Origin of the sequence: Comamonas odontotermitis, from assembly GCF_014207855.1 — a bacterium.
GTDB classification, from domain to species: Bacteria; Pseudomonadota; Gammaproteobacteria; order Burkholderiales; family Burkholderiaceae_C; genus Comamonas; species Comamonas odontotermitis_A.
This window is the reverse complement of the sequence record NZ_JACHKZ010000001.1, coordinates 403,185-419,276: the sequence shown is the minus strand read 5'-3', so window position 1 is coordinate 419,276 and position 16,092 is coordinate 403,185. Positions and strand designations below refer to the sequence as shown.

The 16,092-nt window shown below is 61.2% G+C and carries 16 protein-coding genes; 12 read left to right on the top strand and 4 right to left on the bottom strand.

The features are described 5' to 3' along the window. Nucleotides 1-125: 125 nt before the first annotated feature. Together dnaN and dnaA are read right to left on the bottom strand one after the other, a co-directional pair. A complete protein-coding gene (dnaN, locus tag HNP33_RS01880; RefSeq protein ID WP_184704656.1) occupies nucleotides 126-1,244 on the bottom strand; it encodes a DNA polymerase III subunit beta in 1,119 nt (372 codons plus the stop codon). Between the two features lie 147 nt (nucleotides 1,245-1,391). Beyond that, nucleotides 1,392-2,942, bottom strand: a complete 1,551-nt coding sequence (gene dnaA / locus HNP33_RS01875) for a chromosomal replication initiator protein DnaA (RefSeq protein WP_184704654.1) — start codon at nucleotides 2,940-2,942, stop codon at nucleotides 1,392-1,394. A gap of 461 nt (nucleotides 2,943-3,403) precedes the next feature. Here dnaA and rpmH point away from each other — a divergent pair, with 461 nt between their 5' ends. From rpmH to HNP33_RS01840, 7 genes are all read left to right on the top strand, one after another. Next, complete coding sequence (rpmH, locus tag HNP33_RS01870; protein WP_184704652.1) at nucleotides 3,404-3,538, top strand: 50S ribosomal protein L34; 135 nt, start codon at nucleotides 3,404-3,406, stop codon at nucleotides 3,536-3,538. 52 nt (nucleotides 3,539-3,590) lie between these two features. Beyond that, nucleotides 3,591-4,073: a ribonuclease P protein component gene (locus HNP33_RS01865; RefSeq protein ID WP_184704650.1), complete on the top strand. Its 483-nt coding sequence runs from the start codon at nucleotides 3,591-3,593 to the stop codon at nucleotides 4,071-4,073. Between the two features lie 3 nt (nucleotides 4,074-4,076). Then, complete coding sequence (gene yidD / locus HNP33_RS01860) at nucleotides 4,077-4,361, top strand: membrane protein insertion efficiency factor YidD (RefSeq protein ID WP_184704648.1); 285 nt, start codon at nucleotides 4,077-4,079, stop codon at nucleotides 4,359-4,361. Continuing rightward, nucleotides 4,358-6,046: a membrane protein insertase YidC gene (gene yidC / locus HNP33_RS01855; protein WP_184704646.1), complete on the top strand. Its 1,689-nt coding sequence runs from the start codon at nucleotides 4,358-4,360 to the stop codon at nucleotides 6,044-6,046. The genes yidD and yidC overlap by 4 nt, the downstream gene beginning before the upstream one ends. 130 nt (nucleotides 6,047-6,176) lie before the next feature. Then, nucleotides 6,177-7,760, top strand: a complete 1,584-nt coding sequence (locus HNP33_RS01850) for an ABC transporter substrate-binding protein (RefSeq protein ID WP_184704644.1) — start codon at nucleotides 6,177-6,179, stop codon at nucleotides 7,758-7,760. Between the two features lie 255 nt (nucleotides 7,761-8,015). Beyond that, nucleotides 8,016-9,482, top strand: a complete 1,467-nt coding sequence (gene mnmE, locus HNP33_RS01845; RefSeq protein WP_184704642.1) for a tRNA uridine-5-carboxymethylaminomethyl(34) synthesis GTPase MnmE — start codon at nucleotides 8,016-8,018, stop codon at nucleotides 9,480-9,482. A 95-nt stretch (nucleotides 9,483-9,577) separates the two neighbouring features. Further along, on the top strand, nucleotides 9,578-10,411 hold the full coding sequence (locus HNP33_RS01840) for a peptidoglycan DD-metalloendopeptidase family protein (RefSeq protein ID WP_184704640.1): 834 nt from the start codon (nucleotides 9,578-9,580) through the stop codon (nucleotides 10,409-10,411). 33 nt (nucleotides 10,412-10,444) lie between these two features. Here HNP33_RS01840 and HNP33_RS01835 read toward each other — a convergent pair whose 3' ends face one another. Continuing rightward, complete coding sequence (locus tag HNP33_RS01835) at nucleotides 10,445-11,371, bottom strand: class I SAM-dependent methyltransferase (RefSeq protein WP_184704638.1); 927 nt, start codon at nucleotides 11,369-11,371, stop codon at nucleotides 10,445-10,447. A 192-nt stretch (nucleotides 11,372-11,563) separates the two neighbouring features. Between HNP33_RS01835 and HNP33_RS01830 the strand changes: the two genes are divergently transcribed. Together HNP33_RS01830 and HNP33_RS01825 are read left to right on the top strand one after the other, a co-directional pair. After that, entirely contained in the window at nucleotides 11,564-12,040 is a 477-nt protein-coding gene (locus tag HNP33_RS01830) for a Crp/Fnr family transcriptional regulator (protein ID WP_184704636.1), read from the top strand. 136 nt (nucleotides 12,041-12,176) lie between these two features. Then, the gene (locus HNP33_RS01825) at nucleotides 12,177-13,040 is read left to right on the top strand and encodes a hypothetical protein (RefSeq protein ID WP_184704634.1); all 864 of its coding nucleotides are present in this window, start codon (nucleotides 12,177-12,179) and stop codon (nucleotides 13,038-13,040) included. Between the two features lie 138 nt (nucleotides 13,041-13,178). On the opposite strand, the gene HNP33_RS01820 is transcribed toward HNP33_RS01825, so the two are convergent. Continuing rightward, nucleotides 13,179-13,733, bottom strand: a complete 555-nt coding sequence (locus tag HNP33_RS01820; protein WP_184704632.1) for an adenine phosphoribosyltransferase — start codon at nucleotides 13,731-13,733, stop codon at nucleotides 13,179-13,181. A gap of 190 nt (nucleotides 13,734-13,923) precedes the next feature. Between HNP33_RS01820 and HNP33_RS01815 the strand changes: the two genes are divergently transcribed. The 3 genes from HNP33_RS01815 to lptC are packed head-to-tail and all read left to right on the top strand — an operon-like array spanning nucleotide 13,924 to nucleotide 16,090. Continuing rightward, nucleotides 13,924-14,922, top strand: coding sequence for a KpsF/GutQ family sugar-phosphate isomerase (locus HNP33_RS01815; protein ID WP_184704631.1), 999 nt, complete (start codon nucleotides 13,924-13,926; stop codon nucleotides 14,920-14,922). After that, nucleotides 14,922-15,494 (top strand): KdsC family phosphatase, encoded by a 573-nt coding sequence (locus tag HNP33_RS01810; protein WP_184704629.1) that lies wholly within the window; start codon nucleotides 14,922-14,924, stop codon nucleotides 15,492-15,494. Before HNP33_RS01815 ends, HNP33_RS01810 begins: the two co-directional genes overlap by 1 nt. Then, complete coding sequence (lptC, locus tag HNP33_RS01805; RefSeq protein WP_184704627.1) at nucleotides 15,491-16,090, top strand: LPS export ABC transporter periplasmic protein LptC; 600 nt, start codon at nucleotides 15,491-15,493, stop codon at nucleotides 16,088-16,090. Before HNP33_RS01810 ends, lptC begins: the two co-directional genes overlap by 4 nt. The last annotated feature ends 2 nt before the right edge of the window (nucleotides 16,091-16,092 follow it).

Below are 16,092 nucleotides of genomic sequence, written 5' to 3'. Positions count from 1 at the left end.
GAAGCTGCCTTGGTACTGCAAAAACAGGAGCTAGAGGCACCTGTCTTGTCTTGAATTCAAATATCTAACTATCACAAAGAGAGTTGCAGAAAGCGCTGCAAGCTCTCTTTTCAGGAGCAATGCGCTTACATGCGCATGGGCATCACCACGTACTTGAAGCTGTCGTTCTCCGGATTGGTGATGAGGGCCGAGTTGTTGTTGTCGGCAAAGTCGATGCGCACCATGTCCTGGCTCATGTTGGAGAGCACGTCGATCAGATAGGTGACGTTGAAGCCGACTTCCACCGATGGACCGCCGTAGTCGATGTCGAGCTCGTCCATGGCCTCTTCCTGCTCGGCGTTGTTGGCTGCAATGCGCAGCGTGCCGGGCTCGATGGTCAGGCGCACGCCCTTGAACTTGTCGCTCGTCATGATGGCCGTGCGCTGCATGCTGGCCAGGAGCGGAGCGCGGCCCAGGGTCACGCTGTTGGGATGGTTGCGCGGAATGACGCGGTTGTAATCTGGGAACTTGCCTTCGACCAGCTTGGTGACGAATTCCATGCCTGCAAAGGTAAAGCGCGCCTGGTTGCTGGCAAACTGCATCTCGATCACGGGCTGGTTGTCGCCGCTCGCGTCGCTCAGGAGGCGCTGCAGCTCCAGCACGGTCTTGCGCGGCAGGATCACTTCCTGCTTGGGCACTTCCACATCCAGCGTGGCGCTGGAGAACGCCAGGCGGTGGCCGTCGGTCGCCACCAGGCTGAGGGTGTTGCCTTCGGCCACGAAGAGGATGCCATTGAGGTAGTAACGAATATCCTGCACCGCCATGGCGAAGGAGACCTGGCTCATCAGGTCCTTGAGCACCTTTTGCGGCACGCTGAACACGGGGCCGAACGAGGGTGCCTCTTGCACCAGCGGAAAGTCTTCGGCGGGCAAGGTCTGCAGGGTGAAGCGGCTCTTGCCACCCTTGAGAATCATCTTGGACTGCTGCGTCTCCAGGCTCACGGTCTGGTCGCCAGGCATGGTCTTCAAGATGTCGATCAGCTTGCGCGCGCCCACGGTGGTGGTGAAGTCGCCCATGTCGCCACCCAGCTCTGCGGTGGTGCGGATCTGGATTTCCAGGTCGCTGGTGGTCAGCTGCAGCGCGTTGCCGGTCTTGCGGATCAGCACGTTGGCCAGGATGGGCAGGGTATGGCGCCGCTCGACAATGCCGGCGACCGATTGCAGAACTGCGATGACTTTGTCTTGTGTGGCCTTGAGGATAATCATTTCAACCTCTTGTCAAATTGCGGAGTTGTTACGGACAGCAGCCATGCAAGGAGCCCCCTCTGCCCCTGTCCCATCTGCCATTGTGCCTGCGCCAAGCAGACGATTTGCGAAAACGATTGTTTCGGGTAAAGCGAAAGTTTCCATTGGTTAACCTTTCAGAGTCTGCTCCAGCACATGCAGTTGCTGGTTGAGCTCGGTCAGCTGCTGGCGTTCGCCACCAATCTTGCGCACGGCGTGCAGCACCGTGGTGTGGTCGCGGCCGCCAAACAGCTCGCCAATCTCAGGCAGGCTCTTTTGCGTCAGCTCCTTGGCCAGGTACATGGCAATCTGGCGCGGGCGGGCAATGCTGGCCGGGCGCTTCTTGCTGTACATGTCGGCCACCTTGATCTTGTAGTAATCGGCGACGGTTTTCTGGATGTTTTCGACGCTGATCTGGCGGTTCTGGATCGAGAGCAGGTCGCGCAGCGCTTCGCGCGCCAGCTGGATCGAGATCTCTTTCTGGTTGAAGCGCGAGTAGGCCAGGATCTTGCGCAACGCGCCTTCAAGTTCGCGGACGTTGGAGCGCACGTTTTTGGCAACGAAAAACGCCACTTCCTCGGGCATTTCGGTGCCTTCGGCGCGTGATTTGTTGATCAGAATCGCCACGCGCATTTCCAGCTCAGGCGGCTCGATGGCCACTGTCAGGCCCGAATCAAAGCGCGACACCAGACGCTCGTGGATGTTGGCCAGCCCCTTCGGATAGGTGTCGGAGGTCATCACGATGTGGCTCTTCTTGGCCAGCAGCGCTTCAAAGGCGTTGAAGAACTCTTCCTGGGTGCGGTCCTTGTTGGCAAAAAACTGCACGTCGTCGATCAGCAGCAGGTCGAGCGAGTGGTAGCGCTCCTTGAACTCGTCGAAGGTGCGGCGCTGGTAGGACTTGACCACATCCGAGACGAATTGTTCGGCATGGATGTAGAGAACCTTGGCGTCCGGGTTGTCGGCCAGCAGCTTGTTGCCCACGGCGTGCACCAGGTGGGTTTTACCCAAGCCCACGCCGCCATAGATGAACAGCGGGTTGTACAGGTGGCCGGGTGAAGCTGCCACATGCATGGCGGCCGAGCGCGCCATACGGTTGGCCGTACCTTCCACCAGGGTGTCGAAGGTGAGGGCGGGATTGAGCCGGTTGCGGAAGTTGCCGCTGCCGTTGATGCTATCGATTTCAGAGCTGTTACCGCTCGCCGCGGCAGGGGCAACCTCGTGCTGTGCCGCATGTTGTGCAGCATTGCCCCGAAAGCCGTCACCGCCATAATCTTGCGCATTTTGCTGGTAACCACCACCGCTGCGGCTGGCCGGGCCATAGGAGGGGCCCAGGCCCATGCCGGACGAGGTGCCGCTCGCGTAACCCGCCGCTGGCGCGCCGGTGCGTACCGGGCGCACCACGGTGCGCACGGCAGCATCGCGCTGGGCAATGGCCAACTCGATGGCGACGGGCTGGCCATAGGTTTCTTCCAGCATGGCGGCCAGGCGCCCGGCATACTGGGCGCGAATCCAGTCCAGCTTGAACCGGTTGGCGACATAGAGCGTGACCTTGGACAAGTCGTCTGACACGACAGCGGTCAGCGGCTTGATCCAGGTGTTGAACTGTTGCTCGGGCATTTCTTGGGCCAGTTGTTCTACAACTGCGCGCCACAGACCTTGGCCCAGGCTGGCTTCATCCATTGCGTATCTCGCGGAAATATTCTTCCCCACCCAATTTTGTTATTGTGGATAAGGGGGAATGTTGATCGACCGGCTATTGTAGCTTGTGCAAAAGTTATCCACATGACGGATGCATCCATGAAAACGCTGACCGCAAAGGCAGGAGGCGAATCGGGTCGTCATGTGGGAAACCCAGCCATATTACCGAAAAACCGCCTAAAAAGCCCAAGCAATTGCCAAGCTTGACAAACACTGCGATAATTTGCGGTTTCCCTGCATGCAGGGCGAATTTTTACGCGCGCGAAATTTGAAAAAGAGGCGGCAGCATGCCGATCTTTGTCAGGTGACGTGCACTATTTCACCGGTGTTGCGCTTGAGCAGGGCTTGAGCTTGGTCACTGTAGCGCCTCCCATACCTTTTGGATGTGGGTGAGCGGCTCGGTTGCCATCAAACCGGAACCAAGCCTCTCTAGGAATTGCATCATGAAACGTACTTACCAACCTTCCAAAGTCCGCCGCGCCCGTACCCACGGTTTCCTCGTCCGCATGAAGACCAAGGGTGGCCGTGCTGTGATCAACGCACGCCGCGCCAAGGGCCGTAAGCGTCTGGCCGTCTAAGCCTGATTGGGTGGCCTAGGCGCTCTGACGAAGGGCGCCAGGTAGTGCTCCGGTGCATCGCCTCAAGACACGACCCCAGTTTCAGGCCGCCATGGCGGGCGGAACCATTGCACGTACAGCGCATTTTGCGCTGCACCGGCTGGATCTGACCGTCGCATCCTCTGGCAGTGAAGCTGCCTCCCCATCAGGGCCTGGTGTCCTGCCTTCCAGTGAGGCAGCACCACAGGCCCTTTTTGCGTTGCCTGGCGTCTGGTTGGGTGCCATGGTGCCCAAGCGCTGGGCGCGCCGCGCCGTTACACGCAACACCATCAAGCGCCAGATCTATGCCGTCGCGGCCGAGCAAGCGCTGCAGCTGCCGGCCCACGCCCATGTGGTGCGTCTGCGCAGCACGTTTGACCGCAAGCAATTCATCAGCCCGAGCTCGGATGTCCTGAAAAAGGCGGTTCGTGCCGAGTTGCTGCAACTGTTTGCCCGGGCACAGAAAAACACACGCGATGCGCTCCCTGAGCGCGACGGCACTGCTACTGGGCAATAGCGTATGATGCAACGTTTGCTGATCGGACTGGTACGTGGCTACCGGCTGCTGCTGAGCCCCTGGCTGGGTTCTGCCTGCCGCTTCGAGCCCACATGCTCGGTCTACTCACTGCAAGCGCTGGAGCAGCATGGCGCCGCCATGGGAAGCTATCTGACCGTGCGCCGCCTGGCGCGCTGCCATCCGTGGTGCCAGGGCGGCCTGGATCCGGTTCCCTCGCACCCTCGTTGGTTCAGCCGTTTGGTAACTCCTGCTGATTCATCCTCTTCCCCCTCCGAGAAGTCTTCATGAACGACATTCGCCGCACCATTTTGTGGGTGATATTTGGTTTCTCACTCGTCCTGCTGTGGGACAAGTGGCAAATCCACAATGGCCGCAAACCCACTTTCTTCCCGACGCCCGAGGTGGCTGCGTCTGCCCCTGCGGATGCCGCCAAGACCGAGGCCGGCGTGCCCGCTGTGGCTCAGGCGGCGCCTGCTGACAGCAGCAATGTGCCTGCCACTGGCGACGCTGCGCCTGCTGCCGCTCAGCGCGAAAAGGTGACGGTGACGACCGATCTGTACCGCCTGACCTTTGATGGCGAAGGCGGCTCGCTGATCGGAGCCGAGCTGCTCAAGTATGCCGACCAGGACGACAAGACCAAGCCTGTGAAGCTGCTGGATGAAAGCGCTGCCCGCGTGTACGTGGCGCAGACCGGCTTGATCGGTGGCAACTTCCCCACCCACAAGACGGTGATGAAGCTGCAGCCAGGCCCGCGCGAGCTGGCAGAAGGCCAGGACAGCCTGAATGTGGTGTTCGAATCGCCTGAGCAGGGTGGCGTCAAGCTGGTCAAGACCTGGACCATCAAGCGCGGCGACTATGCCATCGGCCTGAAGCAGGATGTGGTCAACACCAGCGGCGCGGCAGTCAGCCCGCAGCTGTACCTGCAGCTCACGCGCGACGGCAACAAGCCTTCTGGCGAATCGATGTTCTATTCCACCTTCACCGGCCCTGCGGTCTATACCGAGGCCAAGAAGTTCCACAAGGTCGATTTCAAGGACATCGAAAACGGCAAGACCGACAGCCTGGACAAGCAGGCTGACAACGGCTACGTGGCCATGGTGCAGCACTACTTTGCCAGCGCCTGGCTGCTGCCGCAGGGCACGCAGCGCGACATCTACGCTCGCAAGGCTGGCAACAACCTGTACTCGGTGGGTGAGATTACCCAGTTGGGCCAGATCGCTCCGGGCCAGAGCAAGGCGGTGGAAGCGCGCCTCTTTGTCGGCCCGCAGGTCGAGAAGATGCTTGAATCCATGGCACCGGGCCTGGAGCTGGTCAAGGACTATGGCTGGCTGACGATTCTGGCCAAGCCGCTGTACTGGCTGCTGTCCAAGCTGCACACCTTCATTGGCAACTGGGGCTGGTCTATCGTGGCGCTGGTGGTGCTGCTGAAGATCGCCTTCTACTGGCTCAATGCCAAGGCCTACTCCTCGATGGCCAAGATGAAGGCCATCAATCCGCGCATCATGGAGATGCGCGAGCGCCTCAAGGACAAGCCGCAGCAGATGCAGCAGGAGATGATGCGTATCTACCGCGAGGAGAAAGTCAACCCGATGGGCGGGTGCTTTCCGATCATGATCCAGATCCCTGTGTTCATGGCGCTGTACTGGGTGCTGCAGTCGAGCGTGGAAATCCGCAACGCGCCGTGGATCGGCTGGATTCACGACCTGTCGGTCCCCGATCCGTTCTTCATCCTGCCGATCGTGATGACCCTGTCGTCGCTGCTGCAGACGGCGCTCAATCCTGCGCCGCCTGATCCGATGCAGGCCAAGATGATGTGGATCATGCCGTTGATGTTCAGTGTGATGTTCTTCTTCTTCCCAGCGGGCCTGGTGCTGTACTGGTGCACCAACAACATTCTGTCGATTGCCCAGCAGTGGATCATCAACAAGCGCATGGGTGTGCCGCCGCAGTTCAATCTGCCAAAGTTCAAGTAAGCGCTTTGTCAATGCAGGGATTGCCTAGGCGGGCATTCCCGCATCAGCCCCCAGGACGGCCGCATTTGCGGCCGTTTTTTCGTTAGCATGGTCTGTTCAGATCGTTGTTAAACAACATGGGGGTTGATGTATGGCAAAAGTTTCGGTTTTTCAACGCAGCGCCTTGGCGCTGGCAGTGCTGGTGTGCGCGGGTGCATCACAAGCGGCAACCCTGCGCTGGGCTGGCGCCAACGACATCCTGACCCTGGATCCCCATGCGCAGAACCACCAGACCACGCACGCTTTCCTGCAGCAGGTGTACGAGCCGCTGGTGCGCTATGGCAAGGATTTCCAGCTGGAGCCCGCGCTGGCTACCAAATGGACCGAAGTGAGCCCAACGCAATGGCGCTTTGAGCTGCGCAAGGGCGTCAAATTCCATGACGGCGCACCGTTCACGGCCGATGATGTGGTGTTTTCTCTGACCCGCATCATGACGCCACCATCGAACATGATGAGCTCCACCCAGAGCGTCAAGGAGGTCAAGAAGGTCGACGATTTCACCGTCGATCTGATCCTCAAGGGCCCCAACCCCATCCTGCTGCGCGAGCTGACCGAGGCGCGCATCATGAACAAGGCCTGGGCCGAGAAGAACAATTCCGTCAAGACCCAGGATTACGCAGGCAAGGAAGAATCCTTTGCCAGCCGCAACACCAACGGCACGGGCTCGTTCATTGCGACGGGCTGGCAGCCTGATGTGAAGCTGACCCTCAAGAAAAACCCCAACTGGTGGGACAAACCCACCGGCAACGTGGACGAAGTGGTTTTCACCCCGATCAAATCGGCCGCTACCCGCACTGCTGCGCTGATCTCGAACCAGGTCGATTTCATGGTTGACCCGCCACCGCAGGACCAGGATCGCATCAAGAAGACCCCAGAGCTCAAGCTCCTGGAAGGCACGGAAAACCGCACCATCTACCTGGGCCTGGATGTATTCCGCGACGAGCTGCCAGGCGCTGGCACGGCGGGCAAGAACCCGCTCAAGGACATCAAGGTGCGCAAGGCCATGTACATGGCGATCGACACCGAAGGCCTGCACAAGCGCACCATGCGTGGCATGTCCATCCCAGCGGGCACCATGATTGCACCCATGGTGCATGGCTGGAGCAAGGAGCTGGAGCAGCGTGCTGCCAAATACGACGTGGAAGGCGCCAAGAAGCTGCTGGCCGAAGCAGGCTACCCCAATGGCTTCAACCTGAAGCTGGAATGCCCGAACGACCGCTATGTGAACGACGAGGCGATCTGCCAGGCGGTGACCGCCATGTGGACCCGCATCGGCATCAAGACGAGCCTGCAGGCTACGCCGATGGCCCAGTACGTGACGCGTGTGATGAACTCCGACCCCAACGCCTACCTGTTCGGCTGGGGCGTGGCCACGTTTGACGCGCTCTACACGCTGGATGCGCTGGTCCACAGCAAGGGCAGCGCGGGCGGCGGCGTCTACAACGGCGGCCGCATTGCCGACAAGGAGCTGGATGCCAAGATCGACGCGATGAAGACCGAGACGGACCCGGCCAAGCGTGATGCGCTGATCAACGATGCGTTGAAGATGACCAAGGACAATTTCTACACCATCCCTGTGCACCACCAGATCTTCCCCTGGGCCATGCGCAAGGGCATCGACACCGTGTACCGCGCCGATGCGCGCCCGATTCCGGCCTGGACGACCATCAAGTAAGCAGGTTCAAGCCGCGTACGAAAACCAAATCCCAAAACCAAAGCCTGCGCGAGCAGGCTTTTTCTTTTTTCCTGCAACGGTGAACCTGCTGGGCAGCGCCACTGACCGTGCGCGCCGATAATCAGAGGCATTGAATCCGCTGTTTTGAATGAAAATGGCCTTTGACGCACAACCAACGTGCGCCAAAAGCTATTAAATCTGTAGTGTGCAGCCTTGCGCTGCAGCCTTTTGCCTGAATCTGCCCGAGAATCGCCCATGCTTGCCCGCCACCAAGACCCGATTGTTGCCATTGCCACCGCCCCCGGACGGGGGGCCGTGGGCATCGTGCGGGTGTCGGGCAAGGCCATTGCGCCGCTGGTGCAGTTGTTGTGCGGTAAGGCGCTCAAGCCGCGCGAGGCGAGCTATCTGCCCTTCAAGGCGGCAGACGGGCAGGCCATCGACCAGGGGCTGGCGCTGTATTTTCCGGCGCCGCACAGCTATACCGGCGAAGATGTGCTGGAGCTGCAGGCCCACGGCGGGCCGGTGGTGCTGCAGTTGCTGCTGGCGCGTTGCCTGGAAGCCGCGCAGACCCTTGCTGCCAATGGCCAGACGACCTTGCCGGGCCTGCGCCTGGCCGAGCCGGGCGAGTTCACCGAGCGCGCCTTTCTGAACGACAAGATCGACCTGGCCCAGGCCGAGGCGATTGCCGATCTGATCGATGCCAGCACCGAAGCGGCCGCGCGCAGCGCCAGCCGCTCGCTCACCGGCGCTTTTTCGCAGGAGATTCATCGCCTGCGCGATGCGCTCATCCACCTGCGCATGCTGGTGGAGGCGACGCTCGATTTTCCCGAGGAGGAGATCGACTTTCTGCAAAAGGCCGATGCCTACGGCCAGCTCGATCAGTTGCGTAGCACTCTCCAGGGCGTGATGCAGCGCACGCGCCAGGGCGCACTGCTGCGCGAAGGGATCAAGGTGGTGATCGCCGGGCAGCCCAATGCGGGCAAAAGCTCGCTGCTCAATGCGCTGGCGGGAGCGGAGCTTGCCATCGTCACACCGATTGCGGGCACCACGCGCGACAAAGTGGCGCAAACCATTCAGATCGAAGGCGTGCCCTTGCATGTGATCGATACCGCCGGCCTGCGCGAGAGCGATGACGAGGTAGAGCGCATCGGTATCGCCCGCGCCTGGGAAGAAATCGCCAGCGCCGATGCCGTGCTGTTTCTGCACGACCTCACGCGCATGCAGGAAGACGATTACCGCGCCGCCGATGCACAGATTGCAACCACCTTGCGTGGCCAATTGCCTTCCAGCGTGCCGGTGATGCAGGTGTGGAACAAGGCAGATGCGTTTTCAGCCACCAGCGCCCGCCAGATGAGTGCTGAGGCATCAAAAATTGTAGCTATTCATGCGCCTGCAGATACAGCAGGCGATGAGCCGCTGATTCTTTCGGCCAAGACCGGCGACGGGCTGAATGCATTGCGCAGGCAGCTACTGGCCATGGCTGGCTGGCAAGCGGCTGCCGAAGGCACCTATATTGCGCGCGCCCGCCATGTGCAGGCGCTGCAGCAGGTGCAGGAACACCTGGACAGTGCCCACGAGCAACTGCATGTGGACAGTCCCGCGCTCGATCTGCTGGCCGAGGAACTGCGCCTGGCACAGCAATCGCTCAACGCCATCACTGGCGAATTCACATCCGACGATCTGCTGGGCGTGATCTTTTCCAGCTTCTGCATCGGGAAATAGCCAACACAGCCGCCCTGGTTGCGCAGCGGACAGCGCCGCATTGCTGCCATGGATGGCAGAAAGCACAATGTGCGGATCGGCTGGATAGCCTTTGCATGCCCTTCCCCTCCCTTCTGATGACCACTGCTCCTTTCAACTCCCCGCAGGTTGCGGGCGTCGATCCGATTGCTGCTGCCATTGCGCGCCACCAGCAGGGCCTGGCTGCCGTGCCACAGGCAGCGGCCTTTCATGCATGGCTCGCACAGCACCGTGGCAGCTGGAGCGGCCTGATGCCGGGCCTGCAGCAGGCGCGCACGGGTTATGTCGACCTGCGCAGTGCGGATTCGCCCGTGGCGCGGGCCAGTGCCACCATGGACCGCGCGGGCGCGGTAGCCGCCTATGCGGCGCTGCAGCAGCAAGCCGGTTTTGCCATTGGCGTAGGCGACTGGATGGAGCAGCGCTGCGTCTACCAAAGTGACAACTACCGTTCGAGCCGGCTGGACGGCGTGATGCGCGATTGCCACCTGGGGCTGGACCTGTTTGCTCCTGCCGGCACGGCGCTGACCCTGCCGCTTGCTGCAGAAGTGGTGGTGGCCGAGGTGCGCGACGAGCGGCTCGATTACGGCGGCATGCTGGTGCTGCGCCACGATCCAGGCCAGGGTGATGACCGTTCCGCCTTCTACAGCATCTGGGGCCACCTGAGCCATCGCACGGCAAGGCGCTGGCGACCGGGCGATGCCATCGCGGCTGGTACGCAGTTTGCCAAGCTGGGCGATTTCGACGAAAACGGCTGGTGGCTCCCACACCTGCATCTACAGCTGTGCCTGCTGGCGCTGCCCGACTTCAGCGAAGCGCCCGGCGTAGGCGAGCTGGCATTCGCCCCGGTGTGGCGCGATATCTTTCCCGACCCGACGCCACTGCTGTTCACTGCGCCCTTGGGCAAGGACTGATGTACGCCCATCCAACTTCGTTCTTGACAAAGCTCAGCCGGGCATGCGGTAAGCCAGTACCTTCAGAGCCTTGTCGGGTGATACATCGGCAAACACAGCCGGGTTGGCGACCTGTTCGATGAATTCCAGCTCCGGCACGATCTGTGCCATCTGCTCTGTCAAAAAGGAAAGCGGCAACTCCGGCGCATTGAGGCAGAGCAGCGCATGGCCGCCAGGCACCAGCAGGTCGGGCAGGCGCTTGATCAGGCGGGCGTAGTCCTTGGTGGCGACAAAGCTGCCCTTCTGGTAGCTGGGCGGATCCATGATGACCAGCTGGTACGGCCCCGTGCGGGTGATCTTGCCCCAGCTGCTGAAAATATCGTGCGGCCAGAATTGTCCGCCTGCCAGTTGGTTGAGTCTGTGGTTCTGCTGGCCCGTGGCCAGCGCGCCCTTGCCCATGTCGATGTTGATCGCCTGGCCTGCACCTGCCTGCAGGGCCACCACCGAAAAGGCGCAGGTGTAAGCAAACAGGTTCAGCACCTTGCATTTGCCTGGATCGGGCTGGCGCGCGATGTACTGGCGCACCCACCTTCGGCCCGCGGCCATGTCCAGAAACAGGCCGTGGTTCTGGCCGCGCAGCACATGCACCAGATAGTGGGCGCCGTCTTCCTGCACGGTGTGCGGATCAGGCAGGTTGCCCTGCACCAGCCGGGTCTGTGCCGCGCCCAATGCACGGCACTGGTATACCCAGGTGAGCGGCTCGTCGGGGTGGATCTGTTGCCAGCGCGTCAGCAGCGCGTCGCCAATGGTCTGCAGATCGCTATCCTCCAGCGGGGCAAAGCTGGTCAATACGATGGCGGGCGGAAAGATGTCGAGAGACAGGTGCTCACAGCCGGGATACAGGCCGCCGCGGCCATGGAAGAGGCGCTGCGCATCCTTGCACACGGGCATGGTGGCGATGGCGTCGAACAAAGCATTCATGGGAGGTTGGCAGCCTGCCCCCGCGCGTGACAGGCAGGAGATTGCATGGGAGGTGGGCTGTAGAAGATAATTTTTTACAAACTGTTTCGCTGCTGCAAAAGAAAACATCAGCGAGTCGGTTAGATTGGATGTAACACAAAAATTGAAGCAGATCAGCGCCTTAGCGTGCCTGGATCTGGGAGGAGAGATTGCATGGTGAACACCCCAACCGATATCGGTAGCCTGATCGCTGCCATCAACAATTGCCAGGACGAAGAAAGCATGATCAACCCGCTGACCAATGCGCAGTGGGAGATTTTGGCACCATATCTGGCACCAACGAACCTTGCGGCCTCGCAGGTGCTGTTTCAGCAGGGGAGCCAGGAGCGCACCTTGTTTTTCGTCGAAAGCGGTAGCCTGAGTGTGCATTTTGAAGACGAGCAGCAGCGCATTCGCCTCGCCATCGTGGGGCCCGGCTCCATTGTGGGAGAGGGCGCTTTCTTCTCGCACCGCCCGCGCAACGCCACGGTGCAGGCGGTTTCGGCTACGCGCCTGTGGGGCCTGCCCAATATCCGATTTACAGAGCTGTGCAACCGCCAGCCTACCGTGGCAGTGGCATTGGCCATGGCTGCGGGCTCGGTACTTGCCAAGCGCCTGGGCAACAGAAAACGACGCGTTGCCACCACATAATTGCTGTTGTTGGTCAACGCACAGATAGATTTTTCCGTCATTGATCCAGCACAGGCCTCTACAATTGAAAACGTTTGTTGCGTTAAGAAGCAAACGATTGGGTCTCCATAAAAACAGATTTGGGTAGGGAATCGGCATGTCTCTTTTTGCCAGATGGTTTGGCAAATCCAGCAAGCTGCCTGTGCGGATTGATGCCGCGCAGCCGTCGGTGTTTGCGGAATCATTGCGTACTGCACAGCACGATCCGCAGGCAGCTGCCCCCTTGGGGCCCAAGCCTCTGGTTGCGCCGCATGCTGCAGACATGACCCATCGCCCGGGGGAGCGCTCTGCCCGGCGGGAAATGGTCTATTCGTCCGTGCGTGAATCGATGGTGCGCTCGGGCATTCTTTCTGCTGGCTACAAGTTCAAAGTGCTGGCGCTCGACAAGCGGGCGACGCAGTTCATCGTGATGATCGACCTGTCGGAGCAGTTTTCCGCCAGCCCAGACAAGCTCAGCCAGATCGAGGCGCTGATCGCTTATTCCGCCAAGACCCGATTTGAAATTCTGGTGACATCGGTCTATTGGCGCCTCAACGGCCAGCTGGGGTTGTCCAGTGGCAAGGCCAGGCAGGCATCTGCTTCTGCTGCCAGTACCGTGGGCGCCTTCGCTGGCAAAAACCCGGGTGCAGGATTGGCTGGAAATGCAGGCGCTGCTGGCAATGCAACGGTTCTGCCCGCGACGCACGGCATCGATCCCATCGAAGAGGCGGAAATCGAGGCTTTCAAGAAGGCGTTGCTCGATGCAGCCGTTCGCCCCGTGCCTGAGCTGGAAGGCGGAGCGCCTGTGGTGCCCTCAGCGCCTGCGGCCACACGCCCTGCACCCATCGTGCCGGCGCGTGCGAGTGCGGCCCAGCACGTGGAAAGTGCTCGCCGGGCGGCTCGGCAAGGAGGCGTTCCTGTCCCCACGCCAGATACCAATTTTGGCGGGCTCAGCAATACCCAGTACGGCGATTTGAACTGAGCTGGTCAAAAACATGGCTGGTTGCGCTCATCTGCATTGCCTTTCTGGCAGATTGGGGCGCGAAACCCATCGACAGTGACGCAATCAGCTATGGTTTTTTTGATATGGGGGGCGCGTACGCCACTGCCCTTCAGGGCCTCAATGGCTTGAAAAATCGACCAAGGTAAAGAGCGGCAGCCCCGCATCCCTGAGGCGCTGCGAGCCGCCTAGCTCGGGCAGATCGACAATGGCCGCGCCTTCCATCACGGTGGCACCCAGTTTTTCCAGCAGCTTTTTGCCTGCCATCATCGTGCCGCCGGTAGCAATCAGGTCGTCCACCACCAGCACCCGGTCGCCTGGCTTGACCGCGTCTGCATGCAGCTCGACGGTAGCGCTGCCGTATTCGAGCTCGTAGGTCTCTTCCACGGTGGTGAAGGGCAGCTTGCCCTTCTTGCGGATGGGAACGAACCCCACTTTTAACTGGTAGGCAATGACCGCGCCGATGATGAAACCGCGTGCATCCAGGCCTGCCACCACATCGGGCCGCATGTCGCGGCCCATGTAGCGGTGCACAAAGGCATCAACCAAGACGTGGAAGACCTGCGGATTCTGCAGCAGGGGCGTGATGTCGCGGAACTGCACGCCCGGCGCCGGCCAATCGGGTACGGTACGGATATGGTGGCGCAAAAAGGCGTTGACGTCTGGGGCTTGCATGGTGGGTGGTGGGGGAAGGCGATCCAAGCTGCCATGGTAGTGCAAACGGCTAGGTAGCCTGCCTTTGCGACGTTTGGGATTGGAACAAGTTGACGATTTCCCGACGGTTGCGCTGCAGTGGGGCGGCTCGCGGGCCGTGAACATGCGCTTACTCTGCAACCGGGCGGGGCGCTCCGATAAAATCACCCCAATGAGCACTCTACAAGCCACGCGCCCGGTCCAGGCGGCGCAGATCCTCCAGCTGGCTGTATCCACCTTTTCGATCGAGGCCGAGGCCATTCTTGCCATGGCGCAGCGTCTGGACGACGATTTTGTGCAAGTGGTGCAGCGCATGCTGGCGACCCGTGGCCGCGTGGTGGTCACCGGCATGGGCAAAAGCGGCCATGTGGGCCGCAAGATTGCGGCAACCCTGGCGTCGACCGGTACACCCGCTTTTTTTGTGCACCCGGGCGAGGCCAGCCACGGCGATCTGGGTATGGTGACCGCTGATGATGTGGTGCTTGCCATCTCCAACAGCGGCGAGAGCGCTGAAATTGCGGTGCTGCTGCCCGTGCTCAAGCGCCTGGGCGTACCCGTGGTGGCGATGACCGGCAACCGCGAATCCGCCATGGCACGCCATGCCGACTGGGTGCTGAACACCCATGTCGACAAGGAGGCCTGCCCGCTGAATCTCGCGCCCACGGCGAGTACCACGGCGCAGATGGCCATGGGCGATGCGCTGGCAGTGGCCTTGCTGGAAGCGCGCGGCTTCAAGGCAGAAGATTTCGCCCGCTCCCACCCGGGCGGTGCGTTGGGTCGCCGTCTGCTCACCCATGTGGCCGATGTGATGCGCGCTGGCGATGCAGTGCCCCGCGTGCTGCCGAATGCCACTTTCAGCGCGCTGATGCGCGAGATGAGCGCCAAAGGCATGGGCGCGGCGGCCATCGTGGACGCACAGGGCGTGCTGCAAGGCATCTTTACCGATGGCGACCTGCGCCGCCGCATCGAAGCGGGTGCCGACCTGCGCCATGTGACGGCAGGCGAGGTGATGTATGCCTCGCCCCGGCAGATCTCGCCCGATGCCCTGGCCGCAGATGCCGCTGCGATGATGGAGGCCCACCGCATCACCAGCGTGCTGGTGACCGATACCGACAAGCATCTGGTTGGCATCATTCATATTGGCGATCTGATGCGTGCGAAGGTGATTTGATGGTGACGATGATTTCCCCTGGCCCGATCACGCCTGCCCAGCAATGGCCTGCAGAGTTGTTGCTGCGCGCGCAAGGCATCAAGGTGGCTTTTTTCGATGTGGACGGAGTCCTTACCGACGGTGGCCTCTACATCAGCGAAGCGGGCGAAACGCTCAAGCGCTTTCATACGCTGGATGGCCATGGCATGAAGATGCTGCGCGAAGCGGGCATTACGCCCGCCGTCATCACCGGCCGGGATTCGCGCGCATTGCGGCACCGCCTGGCGGCGCTGGGCGTGGAACAGGTGCGCTATGGCACCGAAGACAAATTGCCTGCCGCGCAGGATATGCTGACCGAGCTGGGGCTGGACTGGCACCAGGCTGCTGCCATTGGTGATGACTGGCCCGACCTGCCTGTGCTGCGCCGCTGTCGGCTGGCATGTGCTCCAGCCAATGCCCATGCCGAGGCGCGTGGCGTGGCCCATTTCACCACCGTGCAGCGCGGCGGGGCAGGGGCTGCGCGCGAGTTCTGCGATGTGCTGCTGGCGGCCTCTGGCGCCTACATCAAACTGCTGGATCGGTACGGACAATGAATTTTCGCTTTCGACGCGTCTGGGACTGGATGTCCATCTACCTGCCCATTCTTCTGATGGGCCTGCTGGCGCTGGGAACCTGGTGGCTGGTGCGCAATGCGCCCAAGGCCCAGGTAGAGGCCGAGGTGGCGGTCAAAGGCCATGAGGTGGATTACTACATGCGGGATTTTTCCGTGCGCAGCTTTGACGACACCGGCACCTTGACCAGCGAAATCCGTGGCACCACGATGCGCCATTACATGGACACCGAGACCCTTGAGATCGACAAGGCCAATCTTCGCTCGGTGCGGCAGGACGGCTCCGAAACCGTGGCCACAGCGGATCGTGCGCTCTCCAACGCCGATGGCTCCGAAGTGCAGCTGTTCGGCAATGCACATGTGGTGCGCAAGGCTGCCAAGCCAGGCGTGCCCCCGATGGAATTCCGTGGCGACTTTCTGCACGCCTTTGTCAATGACGAGCGGGTCAGCTCCAACAAGCCCGTGGAAATCACCCGTGGCAATGACCGCTTCACCGCCGATGCCATGACCTACAACAATCTTTCACAGGTGGCCGAGCTCAAAGGCCGGGTGCGCGGCACCCTCGTGCCGTCCAAGTAAGC